The following is a 23,157-nucleotide window of genomic DNA, read 5'->3' as shown; positions in this document are numbered from 1 at the left end:
CGCGCCCGGGGAGCATCGCCCGGCCCGCTATTGCGCGAGGTACCCCCCGTCCACGACCAGGTCCGCGCCGGTCATGTAGCTGGAGTCGTCGCTGGCCAGGAACAGCATGGCCTTGGCGATTTCCTCGGCGCGGGCCATGCGCCCCATGGGGATGCGCTGCCGCAGGTACGCCAGCATGTCCTGCGCCTGCTCGTCCGGCGCCGCCGCCAGCGCGCCTTGCACCATGGGCGTCTCGACATATCCCGGGCAGAGCGCGTTGATGCGGATGGCGTAGCCCCGGCGCGCGCAATGCGCCGCCACCGAGCGGGTGAACAGGCGCACGCCGCCCTTGCTGGCGTTGTAGGCCGGCACCAGCGGTTCGCCGATCAGGCCTTCGATGGACGCCACGTTGATGATCGAGCCCCCACGGGCCCGCATCCGCCCGATGGCTAGCTGCGTGCCAAGGAACACACTGTCCAGGTTGCAGGCGAGGGTGTGCCGCCACTGCTCCAGAGTCATCCGCTCGACGTCGCAGAAAGCCCCCACGCCGGCGTTGTTGACCAGTACGTCGAGGCCGCCGAACAGTCGCTCGCAGAAGTCGAACGTCTTGCGCCATTGCGCCTCGTCGGTGACATCCTGCTGCAGGAAGCCGACCGACAGCCCTTGCCCGCCCAGGGCGTTGGCCGCCGCGAGGCCGGCCGCCTGGTCGAGATCGGTCAGCAGCACGCGGGCGCCTTCCCGGGCGAACAGTTCGGCCGTCGCCAGCCCGATGCCCCTGGCCGCGCCGGTGACCAGGCAGACCTTGTCTTGCAAACGTCCCATCGCATTCACTCCCTGGTCATCGCGCGCCCGGCCCGCCATCGCGGGCGGGTTCGGCGCCGTTGATCCACCCGGCGACGCCGGATGCCGGGTACGGCACGGCAGCGGTCGCCAGGGCCGCCTCGTCGTGCAGGCCGAAGGTCTTCAGCAGTTCGTTCATTCCGCATCCCCTGTAAAAAAAGCGGCGCAGGCCAAAGGCCCCGCGCCGCAAAGCGTCGATTCGACTGGCGGATCAGTTGCGCACTATCACCTTGAGCAGGCCGTCACGCTCCAGCGCGGCCAGCAGATAGCGCGCCCCGAACGCCGCCGCCGGGCTGACGAAGCCGGCGGCGCTGACTTCGCCGGCGAGGATGCGCTCGATCCCGGCCACCGCCACCGAGCCGGCCTGCTCGTAGCCGCAGTTGCCCTGCAGGATCACCGTGGACTGGCTGGCCGGGCCGCTGCCGTGGCAGGAGATCACCGCGCGGCAGTGCTCCGGGTTCTCGCGCGGCGGCTCGACCGGCGTCCACTCGTGGCCCCAGCCGTTGGTGACCTGCTCCTGCTCTTCCGGCGACTTGAACCTGTGCACTTCGTTGAACTCGCGGGCCAGCTTCAGCACGCTGCTCATCACCGCGGGGTTGCCGAAGTTCACCAGCATGCTGCAGTTGCGCACGCGCGGGTCGTCGAGGTACCACACCGGCTCGCCGCCGCCGCTCCAGGGCAGGCAGTCGAGCACCTGGTGGAAGGTCGGCGCAACGGTCTGGTAGGCGGTGGCCGGCTCCCAGGCCACCAGTTCCCTTTGCGCCAGGTAGTACTGCGGCTGGCAGCACATGCGCAGGAACGACAGCGTGGAGCTGACCGAAGGGGTGGTGCCGCGGGTCACGTAGACCAGGTCCAGGGTGTCGACGCCGGGGGTTTCCAGGCAGACCTCGGCGGCCAGGTGGCCGGCGGCCCACATGAAGGCCAGCGCCGGGATCAGCAGGACGCCGCGATCGGCGTAGGCGGCGGCGTATTTCTCGCGCAGGAACAGCATCCAGTCCTGTTCGCCGGTGCTGTCCAGGTAATGGCAGCCGGCGGCCAGCGCCGCGCGCACCATCGGCTCGGCCAGTTGCATGAACGGGCCGACGGTGTTGTAGACCACGCTCTTGCCGGCGAGGAACGCGGTCAGCGGCGCTTCCTCGTTGGCCACTTCGACGACCTCGTAGCGGGCGTTCTTCAGTTCCGGCTGGGTGGCGAACTGTTCGTGGATCTTCTCCGCGCTGCGCCCGGCGGCGATGAAGGGAATGCCCCGCGCGGCCAGGTGGCGGGAAACCAGTTTGCCGGTGTAGCCACTGGCGCCATATACCACGACCTTGATATCAGACATTTGTTGTTCTCCGGTTCATGCGGTTTGTTGTTGTGATCTGCAGGCGCTCAGCTCGCCTTCGAGGCGTTCGCGCAGTACCCGTTCGAGGGGTTTTTCCGAGGCGGTCTTGGGGATTTCATCGAGCACCTGCACGTGGCTGGGCAGCAGGTTGCGCGGCAGGTGGCGGGCGCAGTGCGCCAGCAGCTCGCGGCAGTCCAGGCGCTGGCCGGGCAGCGGCACCACGGCCGCGACCACCTCCTTCTCCCCGGGCGCGCAGGCCGGCGTGGGCAGGCCGTAGACGAACACGTCGGCGACCTGCTCGGCCTCGGCGATCACCTTCTCGATCTGCGCCGGGTCGATGAACTCGCCGTTGCGGCGGATACCGCTGCCGTCGCGGTAGTCGAAGTAGACCCAGCCCTGCTCGTCCCTGTGCCCGATGTCGCCGGAGTGGAACCAGCCCCCCTGGGTCTTGGCCGCGGACGCCTGCGGGTTGTTCAGGTAGGCCACCGGCGGATGGTCGTCGCCGCCGGCGGCGCGGAAGCAGATCTCGCCGCGCTGGCCCGCCGGCACTTCGTTGCCCTCCTCGTCGAGGATCGCGCAACGCAGGTGCGAAGGCGGCTTGCCGATGGAGCCGACGGGGCCGGCGCCTGGCGGGTTGAGGGTCAGGCCGCCTTCGGCGGTGCCGTAGAACTCGAAGATCTCGACGTTGAAACGCCGGGCGAAGTCCTGCCAGATGCTGGCCGGCATGCCGGCGCTGAACACGTAGCGCACCGGATTGTCGCCATCGTCCGGGCGCGGCGGCTCGGAGTACACGGCGGTGGTCATGCCGCCCAGCAGGTTGAACACGGTGCATTGGTAGCGACGCAGGATTTCCCACAGCCGCGACTTGGTGAACTGCCGGCTGATGACCACCCGCAGGCCCATGAACAGCGCATTGCCCAGGGTGATGCACTGGGCGTTGGCGTGGGTCAGGCTCAAGCCCGTGTAGGGCCGGTCGCCCGGCTGCAGGCCCACCTCGGCGCCGAGGCCGGCGATGGCGGCGAAGCGCGCGTAGGGCGCGACTATGGCCTTGGGGTTGCCGGTGGTGCCGGAGGTGAACAGCAGTTGCATGGGCTGCTGCAGGTCGGTGGCGCGCACGGCGATATCCGGCACGCGGTCGTCCAGGACATCGTCCAGGGCGCGGATGCGGATCCGCCGGTGGGTCGGCGGCTCGCCCGCGCCGGCGCCGGTGTCCAGCACCCAGAGCCATTCCAGCTTCGGCAGGCGCCCGGCCAGTTCGAGCACCGCCGCCAGGGCATGGTCGGCGACGATGGCGCCACGGCAGGCGGAGAAGCCCAGCAGGTATTGCAGCTTGTCGCCGCAGGCGCGGGCATCGATGGGCACGAACACCGTGTTGGCGATGGACGAGCCGACCATGGCCTCGACGAATTCCGGATGGTTGAACATGATCAGGGCGAAGGCGTCGCCCTGGGCCATGCCTTCGTCGTCCAGGCCGGAGGCGATGCGCTGGCCGTTCTCCCACAGCTGGCGATAGCTGCGGGTGCAGTCGCGCAGTTGCTGGTCGGCATCGACGTGGACGAAGGTCAGCACGTCCAGGTCCGGGGTCTGCTCGGCCTTGCGCCGGATGACGTTGGCCAGGATCAGTGAATCGTTGTGCATGGGGTGCCTCCTAGCGGGTCAGTACGGTCATGCTCATCACGGCGGCATCGGCGCCGATGAAGCCACCGCCGTTCTCCGCCAGGCCGACGCTGGCGCCCTGTACCTGGCGTGCGCCGCAGTTGCCGCGCAGTTGCTCGACCAGCTCGAACACCTGGCCCAGGCCGGTGGCGCCGATGGGGTGGCCCTTGCGGTTCAGCCCGCCGGACACGCTCACCGGGATGCGCCCGCCCAGTTCGGTGGCGCCGGACTCCAGCAGCGCCACGCCCTCGCCCCGGCCACACAGGCCGAGGCTCTCGTAGTACATGAGCTCGGAGGCCGACGAGGCGTCGTGCAGCTCCACCAGGCTGAGGTCGCGGGGACCGACGCCGGCGGCCTGGTAGACCAGTTCGGATGCCCAGCGCGCCACTTCCGGGGTGTGCTCGTCGGCGTAGTCGTAGCCGCTGACGATCATCGACGCGGCGACGCGGATCGGCTGGCGCGCACCCAGGCGCTTCAGCGCACGCTCGGAGACGATCACCGCTGCCGCCGCGCCGTCGCCGATCGGCGAGCACATCGGCAGGGTCAGCGGGTCGGCGATCTTGCGCGCGGCGAGGATCTGCTCGACGCTCAGCACGTCCTGGAATTGCGCGCGCGGGTTGAGCGCGCCGTGGCGCGAGTTCTTCGCCGTGACCATCGCCAGGTGGCGGGGCTCGCCGCCGGCCATGGCCAGGTAGTCGCGCGCCCAGGTGGCGTAGATGTCCATGAACAGCGAGCGGTCCTTGCCGGCCTGGCTCAGGTCGACCTGGGCCCCGGAACGGCGCAGGCCAGCCTGCAGGAAGCCCAGCACCGCATCCTGCTCGTCCACGTCGACGCAGCCGTCGAACACCGAGAAGGTGCGCGCCTTGTCCTCGTGGTAGAGCTTCTCGTAGCCAGCGGCGATGACTACGTCGTGCAGGCCGTGGGTGACCATGGTGCAGGCCTGCTGGAAAGCGGTGGAAGCGGTGGCGCAGGCGTTCTCCACGTTGACCACCGGGATGCGCCCGACGCCCAGGCCGCGCAGCACCGCCTGCCCGGCTATGCACACCTGGCCGGTGATCACCGGGGCGGCGCCGGTGCCCATCCAGGCCGCTTCGAGCTGGCGCGCCTCGATGCCGGCGTCGTCCAGCGCCTGCCTGATCGCCTCGCGCGCCAGGCTGTTGAGGCTGCGCCCCAGGTGCTTGCCGAAGCGGGTCATGCCGACGCCGATGACGTAGGCGTTCTGCCGGGCGTTGCGGATCAGTTGCTGGTCCAGTTCGCTGGCGCTCATCACAGCCACTCCGGGTTGATCAGGTTGTAGCCGCCCTTGATCGCCAGGATCTGGTTGCAGCCGTCCTCGATCATCGAGGCGCGGGCGTCGCGGAAGATCTTCTCCACCGGGTACTCGCGGGTCAGGCCATTGCCGCCGAACATCTGGATGGCGTCGCTGGCCACCTCGAAGGCGTGCTCGGTGGCGGTGACCTTGGCCAGCATCGCCGCCTGCAGCGCCGGCACCGGCGCCAGGGCATTGAAGCGGGCCACGCGACGGGTCAGCGCCTGGGCCGCCTCGACCTTGCGCAGCATGTGGAACAGCCGGCGCGCCACGTCCTGGTGACGGATGATCGGCAGGCCGCCCTGCTTGCGTTCGTGGGCGTAGGCCAGGGCATGGTCATAGGCCGAGCGCGCCACGCCGGTGAAGGTGGCGGCCATCAGCAGGTTGGCATCGGTGTGGATGGCGTAGACGGCGCGCTTGTAGTCCTCCGGCCCGGCCAGCACGTGGTCGAGGCTGACCTTGACGTTGTCGAAGTACAGCTCACCCTGGGGCAACGGACGCTGGCCGAGCTTCTCCAGCGGCTTGCCGAGGGACACACCCGGCAGGTCGGTCGGCACCACCACGCAGTAACCGCGCTGGGTATCCGGGCCGTTGGGCGTGTCGGCGGCGCAGTAGAGGACACAGAGGTCGGCGATGCAGCCGTTGGAGACCCAGGCGGATTTCTGCCCGTTGATCACCAGCTGCCCGTCGCTGACCCGCGCCACGCAGTTGGGCCGGCCATAGCTGCCCTGGGGGTGGAAGATCTGCCGGCTGGCGTCCAGCGAGTCGCTGCCATGGTCCGGTTCGGTGATGCCCCAGCAGCCGATCAACTGCTCGGAATATTCATCGAGCACGAACCGGTTGCCCAGCTTGGCCGCCATGTACAGCGGCAGCATGCGCACCCCGGCGGAAATCGCCAGGCCGGCGTCGCCCCAGCCGAGTTCCTCGAACAGCAGCGGGAACATCACCGCACGCTGCTCGTCGCTCAGGCTGGCCAGCAGTTCCTGGCTGATGCCGAGCTTGTCGTACTCGGCGAAGAATTCGTACAGGCGCGAGCCCTTGGCCGCCACCTGCTCGGCGCTCAGGCGGTCCAGCTCCTGGCCGATGGGGCGCATGACCTTGCCGGCGAACTGGCGCAGGCTCTGGCGGAACGCTTCGGATTCCTCGTCCAGCGGCGGCTCGCAGGCCCAGGGGCCGAACTGTACCTTGGGCTCGGCAGGCCATTGCTGCGGGGGCAGGTTGGAAGGGTTCATGAGATTGACTCCTGTTGTGCTGAGGCCGCCGGCCAGCCGGCGGCAGTGAAATCACTTGCCGGTCGTGGCCAGGGCCAGACATGGAGCCGGCGCCGGATGACGGAATGGACGGGGCAGTCGTGTCAGCGACGGGCCGAGGGCGCCGAACAGGCGGTCGAGCCATTGCATGGAAAAGGACGGGTGGTCGGCGCCATGGCCGGCGGACCGGGGGGCGCCGAAGGCATCCGCTGGACGAACAGCGGGTGCGGCTCGTAGGCGTGGCATGGGTGCTACCTGCTAATTGTTCTTGTATGTGGGAACGATCATGCCCACTCACCCGAACGCCTACGTCCCCCCGGCAGTGGTGGCCGATGGGGGGAGTTCCCCCTATCGGCGGCCTTACAGGGCGCCGCTGTTCATCATCGCCTTGGCCTGCTGGGTCGCCTCGGTGGTACGGATCGCCAGGGTGCGCACCTCGTCCGCGACTACCGCGAAGCCACGCCCCAGATCACCGGCACGGGCTGCCTCGATGGCGGCATTGAGGGCCAGCAGGTTGGTCTGGGTGGCAATGCCCTGGATGGTGCCGACGATCATCCCGAGCTTCTGCAGGTTGTCCTGCAGCACTTCATGCTGCCGCGCCTGCAGGCGGCGCAGCTCGTTCTCCTCGTGCTCGCCCTGGGCATTGACCAGCGAGCCCATCACCCGCAGGGGCACGCCATGCTCGTCGCGGTGCGCCATGCCGCGGGCGCGGAACCAGCTGTAGTCGCCGCTCTTGAGCCGCAGCCGGTACATGAGCTCCAACGGGCCGGAGGCCTCGCGGCGGGTCATGTACTCGGCGAAGGCCTGCAGGGCCTGCCGGCTGTCTTCCGGATGCAGGCGCGAAGCCCAGCTGTCCAGTTCCGCGGGAAAGGCTTCGGCCTCGTCGAAGCCGAGCAGCCGGATGTACTGCGGCGACCACCAGAGCCTGTTGTGCGGGTTCACCGGGTCGCCCTCGACCACTTCCATCTCCCACAGCGCCTCGCGGATGGTTTCGCCCATCAGCCGGAAACGCTGCTCGCAGGTCTCCAGCGCCTCGGCCTGGCGCCGTTCATCCTGGATGTCGCGCAGCGTGCACACCAGGCGGGTGCTCTTGCCCTCCTCCCCCCGCAGGCTGGCGCAGTGGGTCCGGAACCAGCGGTAGCCACCCTCCGCCCCCCGTAGGCGGCACTCCAGCGGGTGGTGCGCGATTTCCGTCTTCAGGCTGTCGAGAACGGCCCGCTGCAGGCCTGCCCTGTCCTCGGGATGCGCGCTGGCGAAGAAGTCGCCCAGCCGGGCCGACGGACCGAGCCCGAGCAGCGCCTGCAGGTTTGCCGACGACGCCAGCCCAGCCTCCATCGGCAGCGACTCCCCCGCCGCAACCAGCACGTCCCAGCAACCCTCGGCGCAGGCCGCCAGGAGTTCGCAGCGGCTCCGCTCATGGGAGAGGCTGGCTGCCAGGCGCGCATTCGCCTCATCGGCAGCTCGCCGCTCGGCCACCGCCTGCTCGACCTGCGAATCGAGTTCGGCCAGGCGCTGTTGGAGGCGTTGCACGGCGCTTTCCGCCTGCAAGGCCAACTGACGGTCGGAACCCGTGACCGTGGCGTCGTTCCCCATCAGGGCAACAAGCCGGCGCAGCAGGTTGCGAACCAGAACTGCAGAAGAAAACAGATACATGATCAGCTCCCGGGTGAAGGGTGATTACGGCCTCCCTCGATCGATGCGGCAGGCCGCCAGGAATGTCGGGTAACTAAAAAAACAGGTGGCACCGGGGCGGTGCCACCCGGGTATCGAGCGGGACACGACAGGGAGAGCAGTGTCGCGACGGCCACTGCCATGAGGGATCGGCGTCAGTGCGCGGCATGCCGTGCCGGCACGCGCTACCGGAAGGGCTTCAGCAGCGATGAACTCATGCCAACGCCATCGCTTCGCCCGTTACAGCCACTCCGGATCGAGCAGGCTGTAGCCACCCTTGATCGCCAGGACCTGGTTGCAGCCGTCCTCGATCATCGAGGCGCGGGCGTCGCGCAGGATCTTCTCCACCGGGTACTCGCGGGTCAGGCCGTTGCCGCCGAACATCTGGATGGCGTCACTGGCCACCTCGAAGGCGTGCTCGGTGGCAGTGACCTTGGCCAGCATCGCCGCCTGCAGCGCCGGCACCGGCGCCAGGGCGTTGAAGCGGGCCACGCGGCGGGTCAGCGCCTGGGCCGCCTCGACCTTGCGCAGCATGTGGAACAGCCGGCGCGCCACGTCCTGGTGACGGATGATCGGCAGGCCGCCCTGCTTGCGTTCGTGGGCGTAGGCCAGGGCATGGTCATAGGCCGAGCGCGCCACGCCGGTGAAGGTGGCGGCCATCAGCAGGTTGGCGTCGGTGTGGATGGCGTAGACGGCGCGCTTGTAGTCCTCCGGCCCGGCCAGCACGTGGTCGAGGCTGACCTTGACGTTGTCGAAGTACAGCTCGCCCTGGGGCAGCGGACGCTGGCCGAGCTTCTCCAGAGGCTTGCCGAGGGACACACCCGGCAGGTCGGTCGGCACTACCACGCAGTAACCGCGCTGGGTATCCGGGCCGTTGGGCGTGTCGGCGGCGCAATAGAGCACGCAGAGGTCGGCGATACAGCCGTTGGAGACCCAGGCGGATTTCTGCCCGTTGATCACCAGTTGCCCGTTGCTGACCCGCGCCACGCAGTTGGGCCGGCCATAGCTGCCCTGGGGGTGGAAGACCTGCCGGCTGGCATCCAGCGAGTCGCTGCCATGATCCGGCTCGGTGATGCCCCAGCAGCCGATCAGTTGCTCGGAATATTCATCGAGCACGAACCGGTTGCCCAGCTTGGCCGCCATGTACAGCGGCAACATGCGCGCAGCCGCCGCGATAGCCAGGCCGGCATCGCCCCAGCCGAGTTCCTCGAACAGCAGCGGGAACATCACCGCACGCTGCTCGTCGCTCAGGCTGGCCAGCAGTTCCTGGCTGATGCCGAGCTTGTCGTACTCGGCGAAGAACTCGTACAGGCGCGAGCCCTTGGCCGCCACCTGCTCGGCGCCCAGGCGGTCCAGTTCCTGGCCGATGGGGCGCATGGTCTTGCTGGCGAACTGGCGCAGGCTCTGGCGGAACGCTTCGGACTCCTCGTCCAGCGGCGGCTCGCAGGCCCAGGGGCCGAGCTGTACCTTGGGTTCGGCAGGCCACTGTTGGGGGGGAAGGTTACAGAGGGTCATCGCCTTGGCTCCTATTGTTGTCATGGAGTCGCCGGCCCGGGGGCCGGCGACCCTGCCGTCACTTGCCGGCCGCTTCCAGTTTGCCCAGGGAGAAATCGGACTCCTTGGCGCCCTTGCGGTTGACCACGTAGGTCGAGACGAAGTTGGTCGCGTGCTGGCGCTTGAAGTCGATCTGCTCGCCCTGCACGGGAAGGATCGCCTTGTAGCTGTCCTCGCCGGTGATGGACTGCTGCTGCATGTGGTGGAAGCGCCAGAACTCGCCGTTCTTGTCGTAGATCTCGGACATCAGCGGGCGATTGGCCTGGACGTCGACGTAGAGAATCTTCTTGCCGTACGGGTGGGCATCCGGCGGCGTGCCCTCCAGCACCCAGACCTCGCGGGGCTGCCAGCCCAGCTTGGGGTTCGGGTTCCAGTAGGGCGCGGTGGAGACGTCCAGCCAGGGGAACTGCGCCGCGGGGCCCTGCCCTTCGCTGCCCACGGTATTGGGCGTATCGGTCACGGCGAGGATCCAGCGCTTGCCGACCAGCTTGATGCTCTTGTACCAATTCGGCGGCGAGTCCCAGACGTCGATGTCATCGCCCAGGATGTCCAGCCCCCCTACCGGGTCCATCCAGGCATTGCCGGAGATCCGCCGTACGCGCCGCACCGATTTCACATAGGCCCAGACATCGTCGATCTTGAAGCCATCGGCATAGCGCTTGGTGTAGGTACCGATCCCCTTGATGTCCTGCGGCGCCTCGGCGAACAGCAGGGTGTTCTGCAGCATGAAGTCGTCGCCGATGCTCGCCGGCCCGTTGAGCCGGCCACGGGTATAGAAGCGGTCCAGGCGGTAGCGCTGCACGCGTTCGACGCCGGTCTTCGCATCGATCAGGATGTAGTGGAAGTTCTTCAGTTCCTGGGAGTCGCCCATGGGGCGGCCGTAGATGAAGTTCCAGACGATCTTGTCCCCGGCGTCCGGGTCCTTCTCATCGATCTGCGGGAAAGGCACGCCCTTTTCCCAACCCTTCACCGTGCGGGTGGCCTTGTCGAAAGTCACCTTGCCGGCGTTGTCGGCGCTGGCCTTGAGGTAGGCCGGGTCCAGCGCCACGGGTTTGGAAGCCGCCAGGGTGAGCCCCAGGTTGTAGTTCCTGATCTGCCACTGGACCTTCTCGGTCAGCAGTTCCTTCAGCGGCTTGCCTTCGAAGGTATCGCCCAGCACCTTGTCGAGATTGCTCTTGTCGATGCGGGTGCCAGCCGCCAGTTCCGTGGCCGCGGCCGAGGTGGCCAGGCCGAAGGCCAATGCGAAGGCGGCATACTTGAAAAGTACGTTCATCGTTTTTCACCAGAACTAGAATTGACGGGTCAGACGCAGCACCAGCTGGTCGTGGGTGTCGAAGTAGCCGAACAGCCGGGTGGCGCCGTTGTCTTCCTGGGCGGAGTCGTTGCTGTTGCCCGCGGCGAAGAACAGGTCGGCTTCGGCGCGCAGCCGCCACTTGTCGCCCATGGCGAACTCCACCGCCGGTATCAGGAAGCCACCGTCCCCCGACAGGTCGACGCCGCCGGCCAGCGACGGGTTGATGGTGTCGTTGCGGTAGTTGGCCTGCAGCACGGTGGTGAAGATCGTGGTGTCACGCTTCTTCTTGGCGGTGTAGGCGGCCAGCGCAACCAGGTCGTCGTCCTCGGAAAAACCGAGCACCCGGGTGTTGAACAGCTGGGCCGAAAGGAAGGACGGCCGGCTGGTGCCCAGGAAGCGGGACAGGTCCACCGTCTTGTCCATGCGCAGCATGGTGGTGAAGGTGTCCTTGCGCATGAGGCCGCTGAAGCCCGGTGGCAGGCCCGGCGCCAGCGGCTCGCTGCCGTAGTTGAACGCGGCGTCCTGGGTATAGACCAGCTCGGTGGAAAACACGGCATCCGCTGCCGGCACGTAGGTGCTGGCGGTTGCCCCCCAGACGGTGATCTCGGGGTAGATCAGGTCCCCCAGCACGCCCTTGGGCGTGTCGTGGTAGGGGTTGAAGCGCGAGTTGACGACCGGGTCGCCCTGATAGGACTTGAGCCAGGCCAGCGAGTAGTTGACGTCGCCGATGATCCCCGCCCAGCGCAGCCCGCCGGTCACCTTCCGGTTGTCGCCTGCCGAATGCTCGTAGTCGGTGTCGAGCAGCGAGTAGAAATCGGTCCCCCGGTACGGCTGCGGCGCCCAGCGCCCGCCATAGAAGTCCACGCTGTTGCCTATGGCGTTATGCGCATCCAGCCCCGGGCGCAGCAGCACCTGCAGGGAGCCGTCGGCTTCGGGCACCTGGATCGTGGTGTTGACCATGATCAGCGGCTTGCGCAGCTCCTCGTTCTCCGGCTCGAGGAAGGAGCGCCAGCGATAGTCGAAGCCCTGCACGACGTCCATGGCGCGGAAGAAGTCGGTCTCCCCCCAGACCACCTGCTGCTTGCCGACACGGACCTTCACCCGGTCCTTCTCGTAGTCGAAATAGAATTCGCGCAGCTCGGCCCGGTCGTACTGGTCCATGAGGTCGCTGCCGCGGCCGCGGAAGCCGGTGTTGACCATGGAGCGGTTGAGGTCCTGCAGGTCCCGCTGGTAGTCGGTCATCACCTCCTTGTCGACACGGGTGATGGCCTTCCAGCTCAAGGGCCCGGTGACCGCATCGGCATCCAGCAACAGCGACGTCCGCAGCATGGACAGCTTGCCCTTGTCGTCGCCGTGGGTTTCCGGCGCGTCCTTGAGGTTGAAGGAAGTCCAGCCCCTGATGTAGCCCCCCAGGCTGAAGCCGAAATCGTCATTTCCGTAGTCCATCGCCTGCGCCCCGCAGGGCAACATGCTCAAAGGCAGCAGGGCCAGGGCCCAGGACGGTCTCGCAATCGGTCTTCTGGATTGCATTCGATACACCTCTCATTGTTGTTATTGACGGCAGGTAGCAACGAACGTCAGTCGCTCAGCCGCTGGTCTGGATACCCGGGGCGCACCGCTCCTCCTCAAGCGGCGCGGCGAAGATGAACCTGGGCTTGAACACCAGCGCGAGGGCGGGCATGACGAACAGCGATGTGAAGGCGGAAACCATGAGCCAGAGGCCGATCAGCAGCCCCATCTCGGCCTGGAAGCGCAACGAGGAAAGCGTCCACAGCAGAACCCCCGCCGCGAGCGTGAAGGCTGTCAGCAGCACGCCTCTACCGGCCGAGCCGATGGACTGCAGCACGGCCTCCAGCGGCGTCGCATCGGGGCGCTTCTCCAGGAACTCCTTGATCGAGTCGACAATGTAGAAGGCGTAATCGACGCCCAGCCCGATGCCCAGCGCGACCACCGGCAGCGTGCTGATGCTCATGCCGATGCCCTGCCAGGACATGAAGGCGAAGGTGACGACGTTGGAGACCAGCACCGGGATGATGAAGAAGATGCCGCTGACGGAAGAGCGGTAGACCACCAGGCAGCAGACCACGACCACCAGGAAGGCCAGGGCGATGGCCTCGATCTGGTCCCTGAGCAGCACCTCGTTGACCGCGGCGATCACCCCCAGGCTGCCGCCGGCCAGCTTGACGTCGGCCTGCTTCAGCGGATTCCCGGCGATGAATGCCTGGGCATAGTGGATGGCATTGCGCAGGGTTTCACCCTTGTGGTCACGGAAGAACAGCGTGATGGCGCCATTGCGGAACTGGCGGTCCGCGTACTGCGCCATGTCCTCCGGCGCGGCACCCTGCAGGTAGAAGTTGATCAGCTCGCCGTTCTCGGTCTGCGAAGCGCCCAGCTCGCGGTAACGCGGGTTGCCCTCGTAGAGATTGCGGCGGATGTCCACCACCAGGTCGGCCAGCGAGACGCTTCCGCCTATTTCGGGCTGGCGCTCCATGTAGCGGGAGAAGCGCTGCGCCCAGTCCAGCACCTCGGGCGCCTTCAGGGCGTCCGGCCCATGTCCCTCGATGACCACGAACATCTGCTCGGAGCCCGGGTAGAGGCGATTGACCAGGGCGCTGTCGCGATTGAACGGCGCGTCCTGCCAGAGGATCGGCGAGCCGTCGCTGGCATCGCCGACCTGGATGCGCGAGGCCTCGAACAGCAGCCCGCAGAGCAGCAGCAGGCACACCGGCGCCACCCAGTAGCGGGCCCTGGTCGAAACCAGCAGCGAGGCAGCCCGCAGCACGGCGCGCAGGATGAAATCGAGGTTCAGCGGGTGCACGAAGCCTTGCGGGCGCCGGATCCAGGACAACAGGATCGGCGTCATCACCACCGCCGACACGGCGATGCTCATGACCCACACGGCGCCGATGATCGCCACCTTGTGCAGCAGGGGGATCGGCGTCAGCATCACGCAGAGAATGGCGCCGGCATCGGCGTAGAGCCCGAGCATGCTGGGGCGGAACAGCTCGGCCATGGCCTGCTCGGCGGCGCGCCGCGGGGTCACCTGGCCATCGACGGCGAGGTCGTCGAAACGGGTGATCAGCTGCACCGAATGGGAGAAGGCCCGGGCCGTGATGATGAAGGCCACCACGACCACCAGCGGGTCCCAGTTGTAGCCCAGCAAAGCGCTGATGCCCAGGGCCCAGGTACCCGAGATGGTCCCCGCGATCAGCGGCAGCAGCGTCCCCCGCCAGGTACGGCTGAAGACGAACAGCAGCACCAGCATCGCCCCGAGCGAGAGGAGCGACAGGCCGAGGGTTTCCGGGAGGTAATGGGCGACCCAGCCATAGAGGATCGGCTCCCCCACCAGGTGCAGGCTGACCTGGTCCTTGATCGGCGAGGCATCGAGGATCGCCTGGATCTGCGGGAAGATCGCCTTGTAGTTCACCAGGTGGTCATAGAAGTCCACCTGGATCAGCGTCGAGCCGAAGTCGCGATCGACGAACAGGCCGTAGACCATCGAATTGTTGAGGATCGCCTGGCGCAGGGTGCGCAGCTCGGCCTCGCTGCGCGGGACCTGCTCGCCCATCAGCGGCTGCGTCTCGATGCCCTCGCTGGAGGCCTCCACCCGCTTCAGCTTGCGCGAGGCGATGGAGACGATCTGCTGGGGATTGACGCCCTCGACCTTGCGCAGCGCCAGGGTGATGCGCTGGACCTCGGCGAGGATGTCGCCGCGCAGGATGTCCCCCTGGCGGGCCTCAACCAGGATGGTCACGCGGTTGCCCGCGGCGAAGCTGTCCTTGTAGGCCTGGTGCACCCGCACGTAGGGATGGTCATGGGGCACCATGTCGGCGAAACGCGTCTGGATGTCCAGGCGCGTCAGGCACAGGGCGAAGAACAGGGTGATCAGCGCGACTATCAGGCTCACCGGCCGGCGATGTGCGATCGACCACTCCGCCAGGCGAGATGCAAAGTTCTTCAGCTGGCTCATGGTTGCTCCCCCGACGGCACCGCGGCCAGGCGCCCGGCATCGACCATGGCGAGCTGCCGACCGACCAGCAGGTTGCCGCCGGCGACCGGCAGCACGCGGGTGAAATAGCCCTTGCCCAGGCCCGCCGGCGCGGCGTCCTGCCAGAGCGCGGCGGGATTGCGGCTCTGGAAGAACAACCCATGCTCGCCCACCACGCTCCAGAGTCCGTCCGTCACCGCCACGTCATGCAGATGCTCATGGGTGAAAGGTTCGATGGCGTTCCAGCTATCACCGCCATCGGGGCTGACGTAGACATGCCCGGTGTTGCCCACGGCCACTCCGGTGCGGCCGTTGAAGGCCACGGAGCGAAGGCTCTCGCTGCCGAGTTCGACGGTGCTCCAGGTCATCCCGCCATCGCGGCTGCGCAGCAGGCGGCCAAACTCGGCGGCGATCCAGAGGTCGCCTTCCGCGCCAGGCCGGATAGCGTTGAAGGCCACGTCCTGCTCCTGCCCAAGGCGCTCCCAGGAAGAACCCTCCGGGCTGGAGCGAAACAGCGCGCCCATCTCCCCCACCACCCAGAAACGGCCGGCGATGAACTGCACGTCGAGCAGCTTGTTCCCCACCTCCGCCACCGGCAGGCTCACCTTGCGCCAGTCGCCCCCCGGGGCTTTCACCCAGAGCTCCCCGCCATTGCCCGCGGCCACCACCACCCCATCGGGCGAAACCGCCACCGCCTGCAGGTTGGTCCGCGCGGGGAAGGCTTCGCGGCTCCAGCGGTTGGCTCCCGCCTGCCCATGCAGCACGGCCCCGGCCTGGCCGACCACCCAGAGCGAAGCGGAATCCCCCGCGGCGCCGAAGAACATGTCGCGCCGCTCGACGACCGGCTGGGACAACGCAGCGCCAGTGACATGGGGTTTGACGAACACGGCCGCATAACCGATGCCGGCGATCAGCAGCCACGGGGACAGGCGGGCCAGCCAGGGCAGCAACCCCGTCTGGGCGGAGCCTTGCGCCGAGACATGGGCTGCCGACCTGGGGACGCTCCTGGGACATGGAGCGGCATGATGGATACCTGCGCGGGCGGGCGTAGAGGCAACGGCCGATGCACAGGCATCGGGAGCGGTCTGTGGGCTTCGCATTGGAGCACCTGTCGTTGTTCTTGTGTGAACCGAGCATGGCGCTCCGACGAAACCTGAACGTCCCCCCAGCGCAGGTAGTCGGCGGGGGGGCCGACCCGCAAACCGGCGGGGCATGGCATTCAAGACGCTCTGGAGGTCCCGCCACGACAGGTCTCGAGAAGACCGGCGCAACGGCAAAAAGGGGCTTCACCCGTTAGCCCGACGGCAGGATGAAGACTCAGGAAGGAGGTGCAGGGAAGGTTTTTACGGCGGAACGAAAAAAGGGCCTTTCGGCCCTTTTTTCAGTGACTTGCAAATGCCAGTGGACATCTGCAGGTCGATATTTGGAGCGGGAAACGAGACTCGAACTCGCGACCCCGACCTTGGCAAGGTCGTGCTCTACCAACTGAGCTATTCCCGCGTCGTGTTGACGGGCGCCATTCTATCTTTTTCTGGAGCCTCGTCAACCCTTTGATTCAAAAAAAGTTATTTCTCTTTCGGGGTGGTGCTCAGGTGCGGCCAGGCGGCCAGCAGGTAGTGCAGCATGGACCACAGCGTCAGGGCCGCGGCGACGATCAGCAGCCCGTAGCCCAGCAGCACCCAGAAGGTGAACAGCGGGGCGTTGGCCAGCAGGATCACCAGCGCGGCCATCTGCGCGGCGGTCTTCCACTTGCCCAGGTTGGATACGGCGACGTGGGCGCGGGCGCCCAGTTCGGCCATCCATTCGCGCAGCGCCGAGACCACGATCTCGCGGCCGATGATGATCACCGCCGGCAGCGTCAGCCAGAGGTTGGCGTGCTCTTCCACCAGCAGCACCAGCGCCACCGCCACCATCAGCTTGTCCGCCACCGGGTCGAGGAAGGCGCCGAAGGGCGTGCTCTGCCCCAGCTTGCGCGCCAGATACCCATCCAGCCAGTCGGTCGCCGCGGCCAGGGCGAATACCGCGCTGGAGGCCAGGTGGCTGCCCGGGAACGGCATGTAGAACAGCAGGATGAAGATCGGGATGAGCAGGACGCGGAGCAGAGTGAGCAGATTCGGAATATTCATCGGGACCACTGGCCGGTGAGTTGAGCCCGGCATTCTACTCGCTGTGCAGGGCAGCATAAATCTGCTCGGCCAGCTTTTTGCTGATGCCCGGGGCCTTGGCGATCTCATCGATACTGGCGCGGCCCAGTTCCTGCAACCCACCGAAATGCTTGAGCAGCTCGCGGCGGCGCTTGGGCCCGACCCCCGGCACCTCTTCCAGGCTCGAGGTGCGCCGGGCCTTGCCGCGGCGCGCGCGGTGGCCGGTGATGGCGAAACGGTGCGACTCGTCGCGGATCTGCTGGATCAGGTGCAGCGCCGGGGAATTCCCCGGCAGGGTGAATTCGTGCTCGGCATCGTTGAGGTAGAGAGTCTCCAGGCCCGGCTTGCGCGTCACGCCCTTGGCCACGCCGAGCAGGATCAGCCCGCTCACCGCCAGTTCCTGGAGCACTTCCTGGGCCATGGCCAGTTGGCCCTTGCCGCCGTCCACCAGGAGGATGTCGGGCATCTTGCCCTCCCCTTCCTTCAGGCGGCTGAAGCGCCGCGTCAGGGCCTGGTGCATGGCCGCATAATCGTCGCCAGCGGTGATGCCCTCGATGTTGAAGCGCCGGTAGTCGGACTTCAGCGGCCCCTCGGGGCCGAACACCACGCAGGACGCCACCGTGGCCTCGCCGCTGGAATGGCTGATGTCGAAGCACTCCAGGCGCTGCGGCGGCTCGTCCAGGTCCAGCGCTTCGGCCAGGGCCTCGAAGCGCGCGGCGACGTGCTGGCGGTTGGCCAGGCGCGCGGCCAGGGCCTGTTCGGCGTTGGTGATCGCCAGTTGCTGCCAGCGCGCGCGGGTGCCGCGCACCCGGTGGCTGATCTCCAGTTCGCGGCCGCGGGCAGTGGCGATAGCCTCGATCAACACCGGGAAGTCCTCGTGCACGGCGTTGACGATCAGCTCCGCCGGCAGCTCGCGCTCGTGGTGGCTCAGGTAGTACTGGCCGAGGAAAGCCAGCAGCACCTCGTCGACCTCCTCTTCTATGCCCACCTGGGGGAAGAAGTTCTTGCTGCCCAGCACGCGCCCGCCGCGCACGCTGATCAGGTGCACGCAGGCGCCGCCGGGGTTGACCATGGCGGCGATGACGTCGACGTCGCCGTTGCCGCCCTCCATGCTCTGCTGGTCCTGCACGCGGCGCAGGATGGCCACCTGGTCGCGCAGCTCGGCGGCGCGCTCGAACTCCAGGCGCATGGCCGCCTGCTCCATGTCGGCGCTCAGTTCCTCGGCCAGCTGGTTGCTGCGGCCTTCGAGGAACATCACCGAGTGGCGCACGTCCTGGGCGTATTCCTCGGGGCCGACCAGGCCGACGCAGGGCCCCTTGCAGCGCTTGATCTGGTACTGCAGGCAGGGCCGGGTGCGGTTGCGGAAGTAGCTGTCCTCGCACTGCCGCACCAGGAAGGCCTTCTGCAGCAGGGCCAGGCTCTCGCGGATGGCGCCGGCGCTCGGGTAGGGCCCGAAGTAGCGGCCCTTGGCCTTCTTGGCGCCGCGGTGCAGGGCCAGGCGCGGGTATTCGTCCTCGCTCGACAGGTAGACGTAGGGGTAGGACTTGTCGTCGCGCAGGAGGATGTTGTACGGCGGCCGCCACTCCTTGATCAGCGTCTGCTCCAGCAGCAGCGCCTCGGTCTCGTTGGCGGTGATGGTGGTCTCGACCTGGGCGATGCGCGCCACCAGGGCGGCGGTCTTGGGCGCCAGGCCGGTCTTGCGGAAGTAGCTGGCCAGGCGCTTCTTGAGGTTCTTCGCCTTGCCGACGTAGAGCAGCTTGGCGTCCGCATCGAACATGCGGTAGACGCCGGGGCGGCCGCTGCAGGTGGCGAGGTAGGCCGCCGAATCGAACACCGCGCTCATCTAGTTGCTGGCATCCACCATGCCGTGGCGCACCGCCAGCAGCGCCAGCTCGACGTCGCTGGTGATGGAGAGCTTCTCGTAGATGCGGTAGCGGTAGGTGTTCACCGTCTTGGGCGACAGGCAGAGCTTGTCGGAGATGCTCTGCACCTTGTGGCAGTTGGCGATCATCAGGGCGATCTGGATTTCGCGCTCGGACAGCGAGTCGAACGGCGAACCGCCCTTCTCCGGCTCGAAGGACTTCAGCGCCAGGCTCTGGGCGATCTGCGGGCTGATGTAGCGCTGCCCGGCGAAGACCTGGCGGATGGCCTGGACCATTTCCTCAAGCGCCGCGCCCTTGGTCAGGTAACCGGAAGCGCCGGCCTGCATGAGGCGGGTGGGGAACGGGTCTTCCTCGCAGACGGTCACGGCCAGCACGCGCACGTCCGGCTGGCTGCGCATCAGCTTGCGGGTGGCTTCCAGGCCGCCGATGCCGGGCATCTTCACGTCCATCAGGACGACGTCGGGCTTGAGTTCCCGGGCCAGGCGCAGGGCGTCCTCGCCGGATTCGGCCTGGCCCACCACCTGCAGGCCCTCGATGTCGGCCAGCATGCGGGTAATTCCGGTGCGCACCAGATCGTGGTCATCGACCACCAGCACCTTGATCACACAGCACCTCATGCATAACTAGAGTGGAATCCGGCGCTGTGCGCGCCATCGAATCCGCGAACCTTAACAGAAAGCGATGCCCTGACCTAGCTTGGAACACAGCTGTCAAATTGCAAGCGCCAACGAACCAGCAAGCACCCCCGAAGCGCCCGCGCCAAGCTGACCAGGCGCCGAGCGAAGCGTCAAGGATGGGCATCACGACCATTCTTTCGGCTGAGACCGGTTGTCGCGGGGCGAAGCGGAGCTGACAGTGCCAGCCCAGGCATCGACGCACGCCGCCGCGGCCACGGCACATCCCCCGGCGCCGTCCTGACGAACGTCCGCCCGCGTTACAAAAGTGCCCGCCGTGCATCAACATGACGCACGACGAGCGCCGGACGTTACCGTTCGATGCCCATCCAGCACCCCGCCGCCCTCCTCCATCCCAACCAAATCGCCAGCGAATCAACGGTTTGTGTCTCGATCAGCGATCCTGGCACGGCATCTGCTTAATTGCATTCATGGATAATTGGATACAGAAATCCAAAAGGAGCGCCCCATGCGCCTGGTACCCAACTACGACCGCCAACCCGTAACCGCCGAAGAAGAGGCCTACAGCTACCTGCTGGACGCCATCTGCAAGGGCCAGTACCGCACCGGCGACCGCCTGATCGCCGAAGACATCGCCAACGACATCGGCATGAGCCGCATGCCGGTGCGCGAAGCCTTCCGCCGCCTGGCCGCCGAGGGCCTGGTGACGCTGCGGCCGAACCGCGGCGCCATCGTCAGCGGGCTGAACATCGAGGAGATGCGCGAAGTCTTCGAGATGCGCAGCGCCCTCGAAGGCCTGGCCATCCGCCTCGCCGTGCCGAAGCTGGGCGAACGCCAGTTGGCGCGCCTGGAACGCCTGCTCGACGAGATGGACGACTACCGCGACGACAGCGCCGAGTGGGTCAGCCGCCACCGCGTCTTCCACGAATACCTCTGCAGCCTCGCCGAGCGCCCGCGCCTGCTGCGCCAGATCAACGCCCTGTACTCGGTGATCGAGCCGCACATGCGCCTGTGGCTGCAGCACGTCGACAAGCCCATGAGCGCCCGCGAGGAGCACGCGGTGATCCTCGACGCCCTGCGCAGCGGCGACGCCCGCGAAGCCGAGCGGGTGCTCTGCGAGCACATCGAGGGCACGGTGCCCTCGCTGCTGAAGTTCCTCGAAGCAAAGGGCGCCTGAGACCCACGCTTCGCCTGTCCCGTTGAACTGCCCCGGCAACCTCGCCCACTGGAGCTGAACATGTTCGTACGCAGGATCCCGCAGTGCCTTCTCGCCCTCTGCCTGGCCGCCCCGCTGGCGCACGCCGACGCGGTGAAAATCCCCGACCGCCTGAAAACCGCCGACAAGGTGGTCTTCTGCGGCGGCATGGACTCCCCGCCCATGGGCTTCTACGACGCCTCGCAGAAGCTCACCGGGGTCACCGTCGACCTCGGCGAGGCCATCGCCAAGCGCCTGGGCGACAAGAAGATCGAATGGCGGGTGACGCCCTTCTCCGGGCTGATCCCGGCGCTGCTGGCCCGGCAGTGCGACATGCTGGTGGACCAGCTGTTCGACAAGCCCGAGCGGCGCGAAGTGATCGACATGGTCAACTACATGTATTCCAGCCAGGCCGTGGTGGTGGCCAAGGGCAACCCCAAGGGCATCCACACCCTCGACGACCTGTCCGGGAAGAAGGTCGCGGTGCTCAACGGCTCGACCATCCGCACCCTGCTCGACGCCCACAACGAGAAGCTGAAGCAGGCCGGCAAGGCGCCGATGAAAGTCGTCGTCTACAACACCGACACCGACGCCTTCCAGGCCCTGCGCATCCAGCAGGCCGACGCCTACGGCACCACCGTGGAAACCGCCGGCTACTACCAGGGCATGGCCCCGGACCTGTTCGAGATCGGCGTGCCGGCCTTCGCCCGCATCCTCACCGGCCTGGGCATCCGCAAGGAAGACAAGCAGCTCAGCGCGGCGGTACAGCAGATCATCCAGGACATGCAGGCCGACGGCAGCTACCAGGCGCTGCTCGCCAAGTGGCACATCGAAGGCGACAAGCTCGACTGAGCCGAGGTGACCGACCATGAACTTCAGCTGGGACGTGTTCTGGCAATACCTGCTCAAGCCGAGCGACATCTACCTGTACGGGCTCTGGCTGACCTGCGTGATCGCCGTCAGCGCCATGCTCCTGGGCTGCGTGCTCGGGCTGCTGGCGGCGCTGATGCGGCTGTCGTCCAACCCGCTGCTGCAATACCCGGTGCGCTTCTACGTGTGGCTGATGCGCGGCACCCCGCTGCTGGTGCAGATCGTCTTCCTCTACACGGCGCTGGCCGCCGGCGGGGTGTTCCGTTTCGAGGACCTGGACCTGGGGCTGTTCGTCCTGCCCGGCAACATCCAGGCGGCGATCATCGCCCTGGGCCTCAACGAGGGCGCCTACATGGCCGAGATCATCCGCGCCGGCATCGGCGCGGTGGACAAGGGCCAGTACGAGGCCGGCAAGTCCCTGGGCATGACCTTCGCCAAGCTGATGCGGCGCATCGTCCTGCCCCAGGCCTTCCGCGTCATCGTCCCGCCCCTGGGCAACGAATTCAACGTGATGCTGAAGAACACCACCCTGGTCAGCGTGATCGGCGTGCAGGAACTGCTGCTGAGCACCCAGATGGTCACCTCGGCGACCTTCCGCGTGTTCGAGCTGTACCTGGTGGTGGCCATCTACTTCCTGCTGCTGACCACCCTCTGGGGCTTCTTCCAGCGCTGGCTGGAGAAACGCTTCGGCAAGTCCGAGGGCAACGCCCCGGCGGCGCCGAGCCGGATGTTCGGCCAGCAGGCCATGAAACTGCTGAGGGGGCGCTGAGATGATCCCGACCGCGAAAGACGTGGTGATCCAGGCCCGCGACGTGCACAAGGCCTTCGGCGAGCTGGAGATCCTCAAGGGCGTGTCCCTGGACGTGCACCGCGGCGAGGTGGTGGTGCTGATCGGCGCCTCCGGCTCGGGCAAGACCACCTTCATCCGCTGCATCAACCACCTGGAAGACATCCAGGGCGGCAGCATCCGCGTCAACGGCGCGCTGATGGGCTACCGCGAACGCGCCGACGGCAAGCTGGTGCGCGACTCGGAAAGCAACATCGCCCGCCGCCGCCGCGACATCGGCATGGTGTTCCAGCGCTTCAACCTGTTCCCGCACATGACGGTGCTGGAGAACATCATCGAGGCGCCGGTGCAGGTGCTCGGCGTGCCCCGCGGCGAAGCCCTCGAACAGGCGCGCCGCCTGCTCGCCCGGGTGCGCCTGGCGGACAAGGCCGAGCACTACCCGGCGCAGCTCTCCGGCGGCCAGCAGCAGCGCGTGGCCATCGCCCGCGCCCTGGCGATGAAGCCCCAGGCGATGCTCTTCGACGAACCCACCAGCGCGCTGGACCCGGAAACCGTGGGCGAGGTGCTGCAGGTGATGAAGGAGCTGGCCGAGGAAGGCATGACCATGGTGGTGGTGACCCACGAGATGGGCTTCGCCCGCGAAGTGGCCGACCGCGTGGTGGTGCTGCACCAGGGCGAGCTCATCGAAGAAGGCCCGCCGGCCCAGGTGTTCGGCAACCCCCATCACCCGCGCACGCGGGAATTCCTCAGCCGCGTACTCTGAACAGACAAGGACAAG

At 67.3% G+C, this 23,157-nt stretch carries 18 protein-coding genes, 1 tRNA gene and 2 pseudogenes; 4 read left to right on the top strand and 17 right to left on the bottom strand.

Going from position 1 to position 23,157, the window contains the following annotated elements; genetic code table 11:
- Nucleotides 1-27: 27 nt before the first annotated feature.
- From M8R19_RS30175 to gacA, 17 genes and pseudogenes are all read right to left on the bottom strand, one after another.
- A complete protein-coding gene (locus tag M8R19_RS30175) occupies nt 28-801 on the bottom strand; it encodes a glucose 1-dehydrogenase (RefSeq protein ID WP_074979499.1) in 774 nt (257 codons plus the stop codon).
- Nucleotides 802-817: 16 nt separating this feature from the next.
- Nucleotides 818-958, bottom strand: coding sequence for a hypothetical protein (locus M8R19_RS30170; RefSeq protein WP_159458819.1), 141 nt, complete (start codon nt 956-958; stop codon nt 818-820).
- 72 nt (nt 959-1,030) lie between these two features.
- The gene (locus tag M8R19_RS30165) at nt 1,031-2,143 is read right to left on the bottom strand and encodes a saccharopine dehydrogenase family protein (RefSeq protein ID WP_249919791.1); all 1,113 of its coding nucleotides are present in this window, start codon (nt 2,141-2,143) and stop codon (nt 1,031-1,033) included.
- Nucleotides 2,144-2,158: 15 nt separating this feature from the next.
- On the bottom strand, nt 2,159-3,781 hold the full coding sequence (locus M8R19_RS30160) for a class I adenylate-forming enzyme family protein (RefSeq protein ID WP_249919790.1): 1,623 nt from the start codon (nt 3,779-3,781) through the stop codon (nt 2,159-2,161).
- 10 nt (nt 3,782-3,791) lie between these two features.
- Nucleotides 3,792-5,066, bottom strand: a complete 1,275-nt coding sequence (locus M8R19_RS30155) for a thiolase family protein (RefSeq protein ID WP_249919789.1) — start codon at nt 5,064-5,066, stop codon at nt 3,792-3,794.
- The gene (locus tag M8R19_RS30150; RefSeq protein WP_249919788.1) at nt 5,066-6,340 is read right to left on the bottom strand and encodes an acyl-CoA dehydrogenase family protein; all 1,275 of its coding nucleotides are present in this window, start codon (nt 6,338-6,340) and stop codon (nt 5,066-5,068) included. Before M8R19_RS30150 ends, M8R19_RS30155 begins: the two co-directional genes overlap by 1 nt.
- Before the next feature lie 405 nt (nt 6,341-6,745).
- A pseudogene (locus tag M8R19_RS30145) lies at nt 6,746-6,985 on the bottom strand (methyl-accepting chemotaxis protein); the annotation flags it as partial.
- A gap of 39 nt (nt 6,986-7,024) precedes the next feature.
- Nucleotides 7,025-7,693, bottom strand: a pseudogene (locus M8R19_RS30140) (PAS domain-containing protein); the annotation flags it as partial.
- A 576-nt stretch (nt 7,694-8,269) separates the two neighbouring features.
- Entirely contained in the window at nt 8,270-9,544 is a 1,275-nt protein-coding gene (locus M8R19_RS30135; protein WP_249919787.1) for an acyl-CoA dehydrogenase family protein, read from the bottom strand.
- Between the two features lie 58 nt (nt 9,545-9,602).
- The gene (locus tag M8R19_RS30130) at nt 9,603-10,856 is read right to left on the bottom strand and encodes a DUF1329 domain-containing protein (protein ID WP_074979486.1); all 1,254 of its coding nucleotides are present in this window, start codon (nt 10,854-10,856) and stop codon (nt 9,603-9,605) included.
- A gap of 15 nt (nt 10,857-10,871) precedes the next feature.
- Nucleotides 10,872-12,407 carry a DUF1302 family protein gene (locus M8R19_RS30125; RefSeq protein WP_074979484.1) on the bottom strand — a complete coding sequence of 512 codons (1,536 nt, stop codon included), beginning with the start codon at nt 12,405-12,407 and terminating at the stop codon, nt 10,872-10,874.
- Nucleotides 12,408-12,462: 55 nt separating this feature from the next.
- Nucleotides 12,463-14,847: an efflux RND transporter permease subunit gene (locus tag M8R19_RS30120; protein WP_074979482.1), complete on the bottom strand. Its 2,385-nt coding sequence runs from the start codon at nt 14,845-14,847 to the stop codon at nt 12,463-12,465.
- A complete protein-coding gene (locus M8R19_RS30115) occupies nt 14,844-15,815 on the bottom strand; it encodes a WD40/YVTN/BNR-like repeat-containing protein (RefSeq protein ID WP_074979479.1) in 972 nt (323 codons plus the stop codon). The genes M8R19_RS30120 and M8R19_RS30115 overlap by 4 nt, the downstream gene beginning before the upstream one ends.
- A gap of 474 nt (nt 15,816-16,289) precedes the next feature.
- Nucleotides 16,290-16,365 (bottom strand) — tRNA-Gly (locus tag M8R19_RS30110).
- Between the two features lie 65 nt (nt 16,366-16,430).
- Nucleotides 16,431-16,991, bottom strand: coding sequence for a CDP-diacylglycerol--glycerol-3-phosphate 3-phosphatidyltransferase (gene pgsA / locus M8R19_RS30105; protein WP_074979477.1), 561 nt, complete (start codon nt 16,989-16,991; stop codon nt 16,431-16,433).
- Between the two features lie 34 nt (nt 16,992-17,025).
- A complete protein-coding gene (uvrC, locus tag M8R19_RS30100) occupies nt 17,026-18,852 on the bottom strand; it encodes an excinuclease ABC subunit UvrC (RefSeq protein WP_249919786.1) in 1,827 nt (608 codons plus the stop codon).
- A complete protein-coding gene (gacA, locus tag M8R19_RS30095; protein ID WP_009619673.1) occupies nt 18,853-19,497 on the bottom strand; it encodes a response regulator transcription factor GacA in 645 nt (214 codons plus the stop codon). It lies immediately after the preceding gene.
- A gap of 538 nt (nt 19,498-20,035) precedes the next feature.
- On the opposite strand from gacA, the gene M8R19_RS30090 reads away from it, so the two are divergent.
- Genes M8R19_RS30090 through M8R19_RS30075 form a run of 4 tightly spaced genes read left to right on the top strand, consistent with a single transcriptional unit; the run spans nt 20,036 to nt 23,142 of the window.
- Nucleotides 20,036-20,704, top strand: a complete 669-nt coding sequence (locus tag M8R19_RS30090) for a GntR family transcriptional regulator (RefSeq protein WP_043318899.1) — start codon at nt 20,036-20,038, stop codon at nt 20,702-20,704.
- Nucleotides 20,705-20,764: 60 nt separating this feature from the next.
- Nucleotides 20,765-21,574 carry an ABC transporter substrate-binding protein gene (locus M8R19_RS30085; protein WP_249919785.1) on the top strand — a complete coding sequence of 270 codons (810 nt, stop codon included), beginning with the start codon at nt 20,765-20,767 and terminating at the stop codon, nt 21,572-21,574.
- Between the two features lie 16 nt (nt 21,575-21,590).
- Nucleotides 21,591-22,361: an amino acid ABC transporter permease gene (locus M8R19_RS30080; protein ID WP_058489249.1), complete on the top strand. Its 771-nt coding sequence runs from the start codon at nt 21,591-21,593 to the stop codon at nt 22,359-22,361.
- 1 nt (nt 22,362) lies between these two features.
- Entirely contained in the window at nt 22,363-23,142 is a 780-nt protein-coding gene (locus M8R19_RS30075) for an amino acid ABC transporter ATP-binding protein (RefSeq protein WP_043318903.1), read from the top strand.
- Nucleotides 23,143-23,157: the final 15 nt, after the last annotated feature.

Origin of the sequence: Pseudomonas sp. R3.Fl (assembly GCF_023516765.1) — a bacterium.
GTDB classification, from domain to species: Bacteria; Pseudomonadota; Gammaproteobacteria; order Pseudomonadales; family Pseudomonadaceae; genus Pseudomonas; species Pseudomonas citronellolis.
This window is presented reverse-complemented; position numbering and strand designations above follow the sequence as displayed.